At 37.6% G+C, this 13633-nt stretch carries 13 protein-coding genes and 1 pseudogene; 6 read left to right on the forward strand and 8 right to left on the reverse strand.

The window, feature by feature from the left end; genetic code table 11:
* Positions 1-87 (forward strand): IS3 family transposase (locus J2Y67_RS05915; protein WP_157761917.1); only part of this gene is annotated, 87 nt, incomplete at its 5' end.
* Between the two features lie 69 nt (positions 88-156).
* On the opposite strand, the gene J2Y67_RS05920 is transcribed toward J2Y67_RS05915, so the two are convergent.
* Together J2Y67_RS05920 and J2Y67_RS05925 are read right to left on the reverse strand one after the other, a co-directional pair.
* On the reverse strand, positions 157-1542 hold the full coding sequence (locus J2Y67_RS05920; protein ID WP_310171748.1) for a 4Fe-4S binding protein: 1386 nt from the start codon (positions 1540-1542) through the stop codon (positions 157-159).
* Positions 1526-1915 (reverse strand): hypothetical protein, encoded by a 390-nt coding sequence (locus tag J2Y67_RS05925; RefSeq protein ID WP_310171751.1) that lies wholly within the window; start codon positions 1913-1915, stop codon positions 1526-1528. The genes J2Y67_RS05920 and J2Y67_RS05925 overlap by 17 nt, the downstream gene beginning before the upstream one ends.
* A gap of 237 nt (positions 1916-2152) precedes the next feature.
* On the opposite strand from J2Y67_RS05925, the gene J2Y67_RS05930 reads away from it, so the two are divergent.
* The gene (locus J2Y67_RS05930; protein ID WP_310171753.1) at positions 2153-2851 is read left to right on the forward strand and encodes a response regulator transcription factor; all 699 of its coding nucleotides are present in this window, start codon (positions 2153-2155) and stop codon (positions 2849-2851) included.
* A gap of 55 nt (positions 2852-2906) precedes the next feature.
* On the opposite strand, the gene J2Y67_RS05935 is transcribed toward J2Y67_RS05930, so the two are convergent.
* Positions 2907-3836 (reverse strand): F510_1955 family glycosylhydrolase, encoded by a 930-nt coding sequence (locus J2Y67_RS05935; protein WP_310171755.1) that lies wholly within the window; start codon positions 3834-3836, stop codon positions 2907-2909.
* 175 nt (positions 3837-4011) lie between these two features.
* On the opposite strand from J2Y67_RS05935, the gene J2Y67_RS05940 reads away from it, so the two are divergent.
* A complete protein-coding gene (locus J2Y67_RS05940) occupies positions 4012-5376 on the forward strand; it encodes a sensor histidine kinase (protein WP_310171757.1) in 1365 nt (454 codons plus the stop codon).
* A gap of 223 nt (positions 5377-5599) precedes the next feature.
* Here J2Y67_RS05940 and tnpA read toward each other — a convergent pair whose 3' ends face one another.
* Positions 5600-6061 (reverse strand): IS200/IS605 family transposase, encoded by a 462-nt coding sequence (tnpA, locus tag J2Y67_RS05945; RefSeq protein WP_310172120.1) that lies wholly within the window; start codon positions 6059-6061, stop codon positions 5600-5602.
* Positions 6062-6406: 345 nt separating this feature from the next.
* Here tnpA and J2Y67_RS05950 point away from each other — a divergent pair, with 345 nt between their 5' ends.
* The 3 genes from J2Y67_RS05950 to J2Y67_RS27910 all read left to right on the forward strand — a co-directional run bounded on the left by J2Y67_RS05950 (position 6407) and on the right by J2Y67_RS27910 (position 9163).
* Positions 6407-6781 (forward strand): HTH domain-containing protein, encoded by a 375-nt coding sequence (locus J2Y67_RS05950; RefSeq protein WP_310171760.1) that lies wholly within the window; start codon positions 6407-6409, stop codon positions 6779-6781.
* Between the two features lie 704 nt (positions 6782-7485).
* Positions 7486-8823, forward strand: coding sequence for a C1 family peptidase (locus J2Y67_RS05955; protein WP_310171763.1), 1338 nt, complete (start codon positions 7486-7488; stop codon positions 8821-8823).
* 88 nt (positions 8824-8911) lie between these two features.
* The gene (locus J2Y67_RS27910) at positions 8912-9163 is read left to right on the forward strand and encodes a GNAT family N-acetyltransferase (protein ID WP_396954048.1); all 252 of its coding nucleotides are present in this window, start codon (positions 8912-8914) and stop codon (positions 9161-9163) included.
* A 66-nt stretch (positions 9164-9229) separates the two neighbouring features.
* Here the strand turns inward: J2Y67_RS27910 and gmtX are convergent.
* From gmtX to J2Y67_RS05975, 4 genes and pseudogenes are all read right to left on the reverse strand, one after another.
* Positions 9230-9736, reverse strand: a pseudogene (gmtX, locus tag J2Y67_RS05960) (gamma-mobile-trio protein GmtX); the annotation flags it as partial.
* 252 nt (positions 9737-9988) lie between these two features.
* Positions 9989-10141 carry a helix-turn-helix domain-containing protein gene (locus J2Y67_RS05965; protein ID WP_310171766.1) on the reverse strand — a complete coding sequence of 51 codons (153 nt, stop codon included), beginning with the start codon at positions 10139-10141 and terminating at the stop codon, positions 9989-9991.
* Positions 10142-10459: 318 nt separating this feature from the next.
* On the reverse strand, positions 10460-11386 hold the full coding sequence (locus J2Y67_RS05970) for a cation diffusion facilitator family transporter (protein WP_310171769.1): 927 nt from the start codon (positions 11384-11386) through the stop codon (positions 10460-10462).
* A 140-nt stretch (positions 11387-11526) separates the two neighbouring features.
* Entirely contained in the window at positions 11527-13602 is a 2076-nt protein-coding gene (locus J2Y67_RS05975) for a heavy metal translocating P-type ATPase (RefSeq protein WP_310171770.1), read from the reverse strand.
* Between the last annotated feature and the right edge of the window lie 31 nt (positions 13603-13633).

A 13633-nucleotide genomic window follows, 5' to 3' on the forward strand; every position in this document is an offset into this window, starting at 1 on the left:
ATCTATTACAATCACTATAGATACCAATGGAATTTAAAAAAGATGACCCCTGTTCAATACAGAGATCATCTTCTTAAAACTGCCTAGGCTTTTTTTAAAATGTCCTTTACAAAGGGTACATTTTAATTGATCTTGTGGCTAAGGTTTTTTTTAGTTTTAGACCCGGTGCATCATTGGAAGGGAGAACAAATAAATATTTGCCACCGCAAGTACTACCATTAATGTGTAGTATGGCATTAACGCTTTAAATGATCCTTTATTACCAATTCGATAAGCTGTATAGATGGAGCCAATCATACCAATCACGATAATGATATACTGCAGCATTTGAACAGATGAAGCAGGTGCGAAGGCAAGATCCCCTCTTGTCACATTCACTCCAAATAATGCCGCGGTGTTATACCAGATGGCTTTTCCTTCTGTAATGATGTGGAATAAGTTATGCGCAAGGTGCCCCGCTAAATCAAGTGGAATAATCGCATAACCGAACCGGATAAAGTTTTTCTTTACCTTCTCAACAGAACCACCTGTTAAAGTAGCAATTTTTGCTGTTGCAAATAAAAGCCCAACCGGGATAGCCATTGAAATAATAAAGGCAACCGTAAAGTTTACATTATAATTATCTGTTCCCGTTACGGCACCAATTGATTTTAAGATATCCTGCCAAATGGCGACCATTGTTATGTTTTGAACAAACACAATTCCCATAATAACTGCGGCTAAGAAGGTATGTTCAATCATTGGCTTTTTAATTCCCCACAATTCGGATGTGGGTACCCTTGGAGAAATCCGTATAGAGTTATTTGGACAAGATTTCACACAGTTTCCGCATAAGTTACAGTCTGCCGATGAATCCATGGTACGGACAAATTGAAACATTGGACACCCTTCAGCCTTATCACTTCCTTTAAAACAGGCCTGAGTTTTACACGTCTTACAAATCTCCGGTGTCCCACGAAGTTCTAGTGAGCCGGAGCGTGAATAGTTACCTGATAATCCTCCTAGGAAGCAAAGAGTCTTACAAAATGTTCTTCTTTCATAGAAAACCGAAGTCCCTACTACCATCGTCACAAGTAAAAGGAGTAAATAACCGGAGCCTCTTGGTGATTCCACAATCCCCCAAATATGATCGCTATAGGTTATGGCGATAAAGAAAAGGTCGATCATCCAAAGCCCGTATTTTCTTAAAAACTTCGGCATCGGTCGATTGCTGCCAATCGTTTTTCGAACGATGTCGCTCAATTTGCCAAATGGACAAATCGCACACCAAAACCTTCCTATTATCAAGAAAAAAATCGGGATTAATGGCCACCATAAAACCCAGGTTAGCGAAGTTCCGACATTTCGCGTTGGATCAACCGTTCCAGCTACTAATTCATAAACAATAACGGAAAAAACGATGAGGACAATCCATTGAAAAATGCCTGGATACCACTGGCTTTGAATAAATTTTTTGACGATGGGTATGGTTAATAGATTATAAGGCTGTTTTTCTTCCATCCTTTTTTTCTCTTTAGCTAATTGATTATTTGGAATTGCCATTGGAACCATCCTTTCTTCTAAACCACTTATTCCATATTCCAATCACAATAAAGGAAAGGTTAACAGCACCATAAGTACCCAAAACCTTTAGGTTGGCCGGTTTTTCAATTACCGGTCCATGTGAGTGACCACTGCCTTCCATATCATGACCATCCGTGCTATGGTCCCCGCTCATGTCCATTCCTTCCATATCGTGACCATCACTGCCGTGGTCCCCGCTCATATCCATTCCTTCCATGTTGGTTTCGGAATGCTCATTTCCATTAAGGCTTGATGTTGATGGCATCTTTTGGTCCCCTTCATGAGCCATAGCCATTCTTCCGCCCGAAAATACAATAACCAACATAATCATCAACAACCATTTAGCTTTCAAAACCATTCACCTCATTCCCAAAATGTTTAAAATAAGATTATTGATTAACATGGTTTCACTTTAATGGAAAAATGTGCAGAAATTATGGTTTTTCCTTGGACAAAATTTGTCTTTTATGAAGACTGAGCTAATTGACACAAAATCGAAATAAAATGATTAAAAAACACTTAAATCTGCAAAGTTTCTTCCTATTTTTTTCTATTATAATGATAGTAACAAGAGTAAGGTGGGAGAGAGATGAAGACAATTTTACTAGTGGATGATGAAACCCGTATGCTCGACCTTTTATGTCTATATTTAGCACCTTATGATTTTAGATGTATAAAGGCTGAATCAGGGAAAGTGGCTTTAACTCATATTAAGAAGGAAAACGTCGACATCGTACTCCTTGATGTGATGATGCCTGAAATGGATGGGTGGTTGACCTGCCGAAAAATTAGGGAATTTTCAGATGTTCCAATTATCATGCTAACGGCTAGAAGTGAAACAGCCGATGTCATCAAAGGATTAAAATATGGTGCCGATGATTATGTTACGAAACCATTTCAAGAAGCTGAGTTATTGGCCAGGATTGAAGCATTGTTAAGAAGAACTAGTCATTCAATCGATCATCATCATAAGCTTGTTTTTAATGGATTAGAATGGAATGAAGAAACGGTGGAGTTAAAATTTCAAAAACAACTTATTCCACTAACACCGAAGGAATTTGCATTAATTGGATTGTTTTTAAAAAGTCCGCAAAAAGTGTACTCCCGAGATCATTTAGTGACAGCCATTTGGGGGATAAATTCAAATATAGATGACCGAACGATAGATTCTCATATTCGAAATTTAAGAGAAAAATTAAGAAATGCAGGATTTCCGATTGACAACCATCTCTTCACCGTTTGGGGAATAGGGTATAAATGGGTAAAAGGAGATCCGGAATTACATTAATAAAACCACTTGAAAAAGCAGCGATTATGAATGCATAATCACTGCTTTTTTTCATTTATTTTAACTTACCGGCTTTAATCATTTGATTCCAATCCTGTCCCTCGTCTTTCGTTTCATATAACGAGGTACTAAAAGTGGAAACAGCTATCTGTTTTTCGTCCTTTTGATTTACAGAAATGGAGGAAGCAGCATCTTCACCTAAATCCAAACCTATTTTCGACCAAGTTTGACCACTATCCTGACTAATCATAACACCAGAAACCATATTGCTCATTGAATAAGCAATAATGTCTTTACCATTAGGCATGACAGTCATAGCAGTGATAAGCCGGGTATCATCAAACATATCCCAATTTTCCCCGCCATCTTTTGAAATCATCACGCCCATTTCAGTACCTGCTAATAAAGTGTCTTTATTGTCTGGTAAAACAAGAAGAGAATAAACCTTCATGAGGTCATTAGGCAATCCTTTTGGTTCTACCTTGGTCCAATTTTTACCTTCATCAGTGCTTTTATAAATACCAGCCCCATATTGTCCCGTACCCATTTGATTTAGTCCATAGATAATATTAGAATCATGATGATAGGTTGTGAGAATATGGAAGTCAATTTTACCAACATACTCTAGCTTTTTCCAATGTAACCCGTTGTCTCTACTCATTAATATCCCGATTGGATTTGGATATTCCGAGTTTGTACCTGGATGTCCACTCGTCATCATCGTTCCGTCAGATCGTAAATGGAATCCCATTAAATCATCCTTTGTTGAGCCGACTTTATTCCATGTTTTCCCTACGCCTTTTGTGGAGAAAAGCCCTTCATGGGTGGCAACATAGGTTGTCCCATCATTTGATACACCTACTCCGTGAATATCTTCAATCCTTTTCCCGCTTTTTACTGGGGTAATTTTAGACTCCTCAGTTGAACTACATGCGGAAAGAAGTAAACTTAAGGACAAAACGGATAATACAACAACTTTTTTCATTACGTTCACCTCAAACAGACTATTTATCTTTAGAAAAAAATTAAATTCTTTATGTGAATAATTTATCAAAAAAGTATCGAGAAATTATGCATTTTATTTCATCGTCACAAATTCTGCAAATTTCCTTCACATGAATAGTTTAAAATGATAGTAATTAAAACAAGAGGTGGCTGGCATGAAGATTTCCATTAAATTAGGCTTATGGTTTTTTTTCTGTATATTGGTGATTGAAATTTTTTCAATGTTTTTTTTACACAACAATTTAGTCCATTCCCAGGTTCATCAGGAGCTAAATTCACTTCAGGCAAGAGGCAATAGTCATCGAGCTGTCTTGGAAATCAATTCAGATGCAGCCACACTTCATCATATTGGATTAATGGAATCCCATACAGATACAGAAGTTGTCATCACAAATACAACCGGTGATGTCCTGCTTTCCTCTAGTAAAATTAACCGGAGCATGAGGGCTATATTAAATAAATCGATCAATAACCTTCCGAGAAATGGACGAGTTCTGCAATCTGATTGGCAAAAGGAACAATATATTGTAACTGTTACAGCCTTTAATAAAAATGGAGAAAAAGCCGGATATGTCTATATGTTCAAGAACACAGATGAAGTTCAAAAGCTAATCTCCCAATTAAATAGACATTTTCTGTTAGCCTCATTGTTAATATTATTCTTTATGATCATTACGATTTTCCTTTTATCGAAAGCTTTAACTAAGCCGCTAATCTCCATGAAGGAAGCGACCAAAAAAATAAGCAAGGGCAATTTTTCTGTTACCCTTTCCTCCCCTTCTCATGATGAACTGGGGGAATTATCGCAATCCATTCAGACTCTGGCAAATGATTTAAATTATTTAAAACAGGAAAGAAATGAATTCCTTGCAAGTATTTCTCATGAACTTCGAACACCTTTAACCTATATTAAGGGCTATGCGGATATTGCGAAAAGAAAGGAATTAGAGGAAACAGACCGTGCCAAATACCTGGATATTATCCAAGAGGAAGCAGACCGCGTCAGCCGATTACTTAAGGAGTTATTTGATCTCGCAAAATTGGATCAAAATACCTTTTCCATTTCGAAAGAACAGGTTGACCTTCATGATTATTTACAATCTATCTTAGAAAAAATTTTACCGGCCTTTAAGGATAGAAACATCCAATTGAAGCTGGAATGCCCTAAAAATTTATCTTTTGATTTGGATCCCATACGGTTCGAGCAAGTTCTTTTAAACCTGTTGGATAACAGCCTTAAATACTCAAAAGAAAATACAACTGCTCTAATAAAAGTTTTTGAAGAAAATGAAGCCGTTCATATGATGATGAATGACCAAGGGCTAGGCATCCCGCAAGAGGACCTTCCGCATATTTTTGACCGTTTATACAGAGTGGATAAATCCCGTTCCAGATCGACCGGGGGTTTTGGATTAGGTCTTGCGATTGTGAAACAATTAGTGGAAGCGCATGGAGGGGAAATATCAGTTAAAAGCGAGTTTGGGAAAGGAACATGCTTTAAAATCATTTTGAAAAAATAAGTAAGCAAAAAAACAACGAGTCATTAAATATATAGTAATATCTATAACAAAACGCAATTGAACCATGATATTACTGGTTTTAGGTTTTGGTATATGTACGAAAACATTTACGAAATCTTATTAAGTAAGTATCCGCCCGTAGAACGGGCGGTTTTAATTTCGCCCTATAAGGGCACTTTACCAACAAAGGGGCCTTAAAATTGACCGTCAACCGTTTACTCTCCTATTTATCTTTGAATGGGTCGACATATTCTCGCTTGCTCATGTTGTCTCGCAAACGGTCCTCTGCTTCTTGCTCTCGAATATATTTTGTGATTGTCTTTTCATTTAAGCCAACCGTACTTACATAATAGCCTTTTGCCCAAAATGTTCGATTTCCATGATTGTATTTCAAATTTGCATGTCTATCGTGGATCATTAAAGAGCTCTTGCCTTTTAAATATCCCATAAAATACGAAACTGACATTTTGGGTGGTATTTTGACTAACATGTGAATATGGTCTGGCATTGCATGTGCCTCAATAATTTCTACATCTTTCATATCGCATAGTTTTCTTAAGATGGCACCTATATCTCTTCTTAATTTCCCGTACACAATTTTCCTTCTATACTTTGGAATGAATACGATATGGTACTTACAATTCCACCTTGTATGTGATAAACTATTGTCGCTCGATTTGAGCAGGACTCCTCTCGTTATTTGAAGTTGGTTTGACGGCCATCTTCTATTATAACGATTGGAGTTTTTTTCTGGTACAACTCTACAAGTTTCGTTTGCACACAGGCAGAGCCTGTGGTTTAAAAAGACTAATAAAAAAGAAACTCGTCATTACGACGAGTTTTTTGTTTTACATAAGATTGAATCTGAATAATAATGCAGCTACGATAATAAGTATTATGATGATAGCAATACTTGCCCCTGAACCAACCATCATGTTATAAAGACAGAAAGAACAATGAGGAAAATAACAGACGAAATAACTACTATGTAAATGTCTTTCTTCTTCTTCATAACTAGCCATCTCCCTTATTGGTTGTTATTTCCATCGTATCAGAAAAAACCCGTCCTGAGACGAGTTTCCTCTATTTAATAAATAAGATTTTATATAAGAATGAAACAGTGTATCCCTATCATCCATTAGAAATTAGTTCTTTCTTGGCACATATTGACGATATAGATGATACACGAAGAATATGTTCCATTATAGATTCATTGCATAGAATTATTGGTATAAGTTATGAGACGTTAGCCGTTTTTGGTGAAGTAGAAACGACAGACTTGGAAGAGTTATTACGAAATCCAGATTCTTTAACAGAAAAGAAAAAGTTTGTATTAGCTGTTAGATTAATGTATCTGTATTTTGTTTTGAAGGAAAAATATACTGTTGACACTAATTCTGATTAAACGCTGTTATTCGTATATGAAGGAGTTTTGTTTAAGTTTGTGAAACATTGTACTTAAACAAACGGGTGCGTTTATGGAGTAATGAAAAATGCGCAATTTCTCAATTTTAATGCTGAGGAATTGGTCTTTTTAATATTGGAATATACTTAACGTTGTAACTGGAGCTTCCTGACGCTACCCCTTATCATAAAATCCCTATTTTATCTACAAAAAAAGATAAAACAGGGATTTATTTCATAACTTTTAAAAAAATGGAATTTGATTATAAATTTTAATGATTGTATTGGGAACCGGATCGAGAAATAAGCTACCACTTTACTAACCAAAATCCCCACAATTACACTTCAACTATATCAAATGGATAATGATGACAAACATATAAATGAGAAATATCAGTTAAAATTGCTAGTGCGAGTAATTCTAATCCTATTTTTCGTTGACGAAATAGAACTGCTAATGCAAGTGAGAATGCACCAGTTGTATGATTAATTGGAAAAGATGCATCTTCTGCGTGTTTAATTAATACATGAACCTAAGTTTTAGAGAGGGGTATCGGATTTGGATACGGGAAAATGAGAAACACAGGATATGATAGTCAAGGTATTTTAATTTCAAACCGGGATGTACTATAACAAGGATCAGAATATTTATTCCTTAATAAACCACTATATAAATAAAGCATAAAAAAAGGTGGTGTTAGTGGCATGAAAGATATTTCTGAAAAAGACATTGAAAAGTTTGCAGAGGGGGTTGACATAACAAGAGAGAATAAAGCATTAAAAGATGCCATTATAGCAAATGGAATTAATGGTGCAACTCTCAATAATCATGCAATTGTAGAAATGAATTATGTATTTTCAGAAGAAATAGAAACTGGAAAAGTCGTAAATCAAAAAAAGAGTGGAAGATGCTGGATTTTCGCGGCCCTTAATACGTTTCGACATAGAATGAGTGAAAAATTGAACATTAAGGACTTTGAGTTATCACAAAATTACATGATGTTCTGGGATAAACTCGAAAAATCGAACTTTTTTTTAGAAAGTATTTTAAAAACATTGGACGAACCCCTGGAAGGAAGACTTGTTTCTTGGCTTTTAACCCAGCCACAACAAGATGGAGGCCAATGGGATATGTTAGTTTCCCTTGTAAAAAAATACGGTGTCGTTCCAAAACAAGTGATGCCAGAATCATACCAAAGCAGCGATTCTCCAGAATTAAATTCAATTCTCAATGCGAAGTTACGGGATTGTGCATTTGTTTTACGAAGTATGCATCAAGATGGAAGAACTGAACATGAGTTAGAAGAAGACAAACTTAACATGCTAGGTGATATTTACAAAATATTAGTGTTTTTACTCGGAGAACCACCAAAGACATTTGATTTTGAATACCGAAATGAAAAAGGTAAATTCCATAGAGAAACAAAATTAACGCCACACACATTTTTTGAGAAATATGTTGGTCTAGATTTAGATGACTATATCAGCATTATTAATGCTCCAACAAAAGATAAATCACTTGGAAAAACTTTTACAGTTAAGTATCTTGGGAATGTCATAGATGGAAGACAACTGAAATACCTCAATGTTGACATGCCGACACTGAAAAGTCTAGCTATTCAACAAATTAAAGATGGAGAAACAGTTTGGTTTGGATCCGATGTTGCAAGATATTCTGATCGTAAGGTGGGGATACTTGATCCAGATCTTTTTGATTATGAATCAGCTTTTGGAATTCGCTTTAATCTTACGAAAGCTGAGCGTTTAGATTATAAAGAAAGCAGTTTAACTCATGCTATGGTTCTAACCGGAGTGAATCTTGTCGATGGGGAACCGAACCGATGGAAAGTGGAAAATAGTTGGGGAGAAGACGTGGGAAATAAAGGCTATTTTGTCATGAGCGACAAATGGATGGATGAATATGCTTACCAAGTTGTTGTACATAAGAAATACTTGAGTAAGGATTTAGTTGAAGCGTATAACCAAGATCCGATTGAACTTCAGCCATGGGATCCAATGGGCTCGCTTGCTTTAGTAAAATAAGCAGATTTTCCGTAGTTTGGATAGGACCGAACACTTTTACCACAACTTCAAGAAAGAGTTCAGGAAGGAATGGTGATAGTAATTCATTGTGGTTTACGAAGATAATCCCAATGAAGGTCCTGCTAAACAGGTTGGTTTTGCTAGGGTTGTATCTGACCTTGTTAGATTTTCTTGGATCGGTGATGTTTTTATACTTCCTGAATATAGAGGTCGTAGACTGAGCAAATGGTTAATTCGTATCAATACAGAGCACCTCTTGAATGGCAATTTGTATATGAGGGTTATAAAATGCAAAAATAACAAAACCAGGCTTTATTTAACGAAAGGGTGCTTTAGTTAAATATGGAATAATTAAAAGAACCTCGAAAGAGGTCCTTTTCTTTTGTACAAAAATCAATATCATTGTTTAACAGAGCCTTAACTTTATTATCAGTTCGAGTAATTTGAAATGATTTTTTTTTGCTGTGACATATCCAGCTTTATATATAGTACGACCTTTATACTTGACTCGCCCTTGTTCATCAGTTGTATAACCCCATTCCGTAAAAAATTCATCGGATATTGCATTTTGTAGTGCTGTAATTTCCAAAGGAAGGAGACTACTTATTTGTGGTAATGCCTCAGTGTTTTCATTGGCATTTAACAAAGGTCGAGCAGGAGCTCTCATATCAATTGTAAGTTTTGTTTGCTGTTTAAGCAGTGAATTCTCACGCTTTAGTTTGCGGTTTTCAGCTAAAACAACGCCAACTAATGCTCGAATGGTCGGGTCAGATATACCTGCAAGTATTTCGTCTAATGTAGTATTTTCTTGTTTGTTTTTTGTTTTTTTCATGGTACCGTTAGCATAATCTGCCCAGCATTGCATCAAAGCCCTATAACCTTCACCCTCCTTATTACGAGTAGTTTGTATGGACGGTCCCTTTTTTACAACTGATCCCCCCTATGGTGATTATAGAAAAGTCCTTGCTGCCACGGTCAAATTGTTCTTTACATATATTATGAATTATTTATTAATTGCTCTGTTCGGGGATGAGGGTGAAAAATATTGGTCGTTTCCCATTCATAGCGAAAGTTGGGTCCAATATCTAACTTCTTTGTAGGACAGCCTTACTTGCATCGGTTTCTGGAAATATTGCTGCACCATTACAAACAGTTTGTATCTGGCTCAGCTTAACGGGTACATCCTCTGAATTCTCCATCCTTCCTTATCGCTGTTTCTGTACGAGTTCGGCAACTTACCTGACCGAATCCATCGCTTGACAGTTTCTTCATGTTTTCCTACAAGTTGGGCTTCTTCTTTAACACTATATTCTTTCATTCGTTGCCTCCCTAAATTCAAACGCTTGTTCCCGGAATATTCGTTCTTATTTTAGCACACCATTATATTGTTGTGAATAATTAGCTTTTTTGGTTTGTTGTGGTAGTAAAATGAGGTCATTTTATAGGTATGTATTAGTAATCATATAACAAATAGTAATCGTATTTGGTATATATTTTGCTCAATATTTCGTTTAATGTTGGAATAAAAAACAGCCCCTTTTATTCCAAAAGAGGCTGTTTTAGCTCATTATTATTAAGTTTTAGTATAAATATTTGCTCTCTATATAGTCATTCGTTGTTTTTTTTTGCTTAGCGATTAAATAGAATCAACCGGGGCTTGGGTACAGTTGAATGTACCTTTTTCAATTTGAATGGTGGTATGTTCAATTCCAAATTGGTCATGAAGCTCTTTATTCAACTGTTGTAGCAATTGATCATTATCCGTAATTTCCGAACGGACAAGGTGTACGGTTAAAGCAGGCTCCGTCGTACTCATTCCCCAAACATGCAAATCATGTACTTCCAAAACCGTTGGTAAATTTTTTAAATAACGATTAACTTTATCGACATCTATGCCATTTGGAACGGCATCAAGAGATAAATTTAATGATTCACTTAATAGGCCCCATGTACCAATGAAAATAACGATGGCAATGATCAAGCTGACAAGCGGGTCAATCCACTGCCAACCAGACCACAGCATAATAAAACCTGATATGACAACACCTAGTGACACTACAGCATCAGCCATCATGTGTAAATAGGCCCCACGAATATTTAAATCATTTTTTCTTCCTGACATAAATAGTAATGCGGTTATTGTGTTTATTACGATGCCTATAAGAGCAACAATGATGACAGTCTTCCCGGCAACAGGAGCAGGAGCTGAAAATCTTTGAATCGCTTCCCAAGCGATAGCACCAATTGCTACAAGTAAAAATACTGCATTAAAAAGGGCAGCAAGAATGGAACTTTTTTTAAATCCATACGTTCGTTTAGAGGTCGGTGCTTTTTTTCCTAACCATACTGCAATCCATGCAATGACCAGTCCGAGAACATCACTTAAATTGTGTCCCGCATCCGCAAGTAATGCTAACGAGTCGCTGATGATTCCATAAATGACCTCAATCAGGATAAAAATTACATTTAAGGTAATCCCACAGCCAAAAGCAAATCCATAATTGGCTGGTTGGTGATGGTGGTGGTGTCCATGATCATGTCCGTGGTGATGGTGATGTCCCAATTTAGTCCCCCCTAAGAGCTCTCAATTACTGTATGATGTAAAGGGCCCTTTTGTTATCTGCACTTCGATTATGTTATTTTTTTCTGATCTATCTTTTTCGATACATCTCACGAAACGCCTTACTAGAAGGAGACCCGCAGCTAATCCTTTACTCTTAGCAGCCTTAGTCCATTCAAAGTAACCAATAGAGTTGTCCCCATATCAGCAAATATTGCAATCCATAGAGTAAGCCAGCCAGGGACGACCAGTAGTAGCGCAACTACTTTAATCACAATCGAAAACGTAATATTTTGCTTAATAATCTTTAATGTTTTACGGCTAAGGTGAATCGTGAATGGAAGCTTCGTCAGGTCATCGTTCATTAAAGCGATGTCCGCCGTTTCGAGAGCTGTGTCCGTACCTGCTCCGCCCATGGCAATCCCGATCGTTGCTGATGCCAATGCCGGCGCATCATTGACGCCATCCCCTACCATGGCAACCCGGCCAAACTGGTGTTTAAGCCTTTTGATAAAATTCAATTTATCCTCTGGAAGCAGTTCAGCTTCTATTTTTTTAACGCCAGTATTTTGCCCAATTGCTTCAGCCGAGGCTTGATTATCCCCAGTCAGTAAAATCGTCTGTTCGATTCCAAGTTGATGGAGTCGGGAAATGACTTCACGGCTGCTGTCACGAACCACATCTGCTACCGCAATCAATGCTAGAACTTCTTTTTGAGCCCCGACCATCATCACCGTTTTACCTTGGCTTTGGAGAACAGTGATTTTTGCCCGAACCTCATCCGGAATCATCTCAAAGAGTTTCGTGTTACCAACCTTGTATTCAACTCCCTCGATTATTCCGATGATCCCTTTGCCTGTATAGGATGTAAACTTTTCAACAGCTATATTCTGATACATCAGTTGATCTGCCTTTTTAAGGATGGCAGCTGCAAGCGGGTGCTGGGACCGGCTTTCAAGTGCAGCAATGATGGCGAGTACTTCATTAGGTTCCTTTTCACAAAAGCTGATAAAATCGGTAACGGTTGGAGTTCCTTTGGTTAAAGTTCCCGTTTTATCGAAGGCAATGGCCTTGATGGCTCCAGCTTCTTCTAGAAAGCTGCCGCCTTTAATCAGCACGCCCTTTCTTGCCGCGTTTCCGATGGCGGTCACGATGGAAACAGGGGTCGAGATGACGAGTGCGCACGGGCAGCCGACGACTAATACGGCAAGCCCCTCATAGATCCACTCTTTCCAATCCCCATGAAATAGAAGCGGCGGGAGGACGGCTGTCAAGGCAGCTATCAGGATAATCACTGGTGTATAGTATTTTGCAAAGCGGTCCACAAACCGCTGGGACGGTGCCTTTTCTCCTTGCGCCTCTTCGACTAAATGAATGATTTTTGCTATGGTTGTATCTTCGCTTAATTTGGTTACCTTTACTTTTAAAAAGCCTTCTTCATTCAGTGTCCCAGCAAACACTTCGTTCCCAACCGTTTTTTCAATTGGAACGGACTCACCGGTGATAGCTGCTTGATTGACTGACGATAGGCCTTCAACCACCACCCCATCCATGGCAATCCGATTCCCGGGTTTGACAGCCATGATGTCCCCTACTTCAATATCCTCTGCCTGGAGGGTGATTTCTACATTATTACGAATAATCAATGCCTCTGTTGGAGCTATTTGCATTAAAGAACGAATGGATGATCGCGCTTTATCCATGGAATAGCTCTCAAGCACTTCGCTAATCGCAAATAGGATAACCACGACTGCCCCTTCCTGCCATTCACCGATGATAGCGGCACCAATGATGGCAATGGTCATGAGGGTTTTCATGTCAAAATCAAGATGGAGTAAATTCTTCAATCCTGTTTTAAAAAGTGAAAATCCTCCTAGTAAGATTGCCGCTGCAAACAGAAGGTTTTCGGAAAAAATATATCCAGTCAGGAGGAAAAGCAATGATAGACTGATTGAAATATATCGTTTCCAAAATGGGATCTTAGGTGCAGGCTGCTGTTTTTCTTTTTCAGGATAAAGGCTTAGTTTTTCAAAAGCTCCGGCTTGTTCCAATTCTTCAATACTGGCATTTCCATAGACTGTTAGCTTGGATGCGCCAAAATTTACACTTGCGTCAACAACACCATCCAGGTGTTTTACGTTCTTTTCGAACTTAGCGGCGCAGCTTGTTCAGGAAAAGCCTTGCACACGGTAAACACTTTTTTCTATTGTTTCACTCATAGCAGTTCACCTCTTTTCTCTGTCATGATTA

The sequence above is a fragment of the Neobacillus niacini genome (genome assembly GCF_031456445.1).
GTDB lineage: Bacteria > Bacillota > Bacilli > Bacillales > Cytobacillaceae > Neobacillus > Neobacillus niacini_I.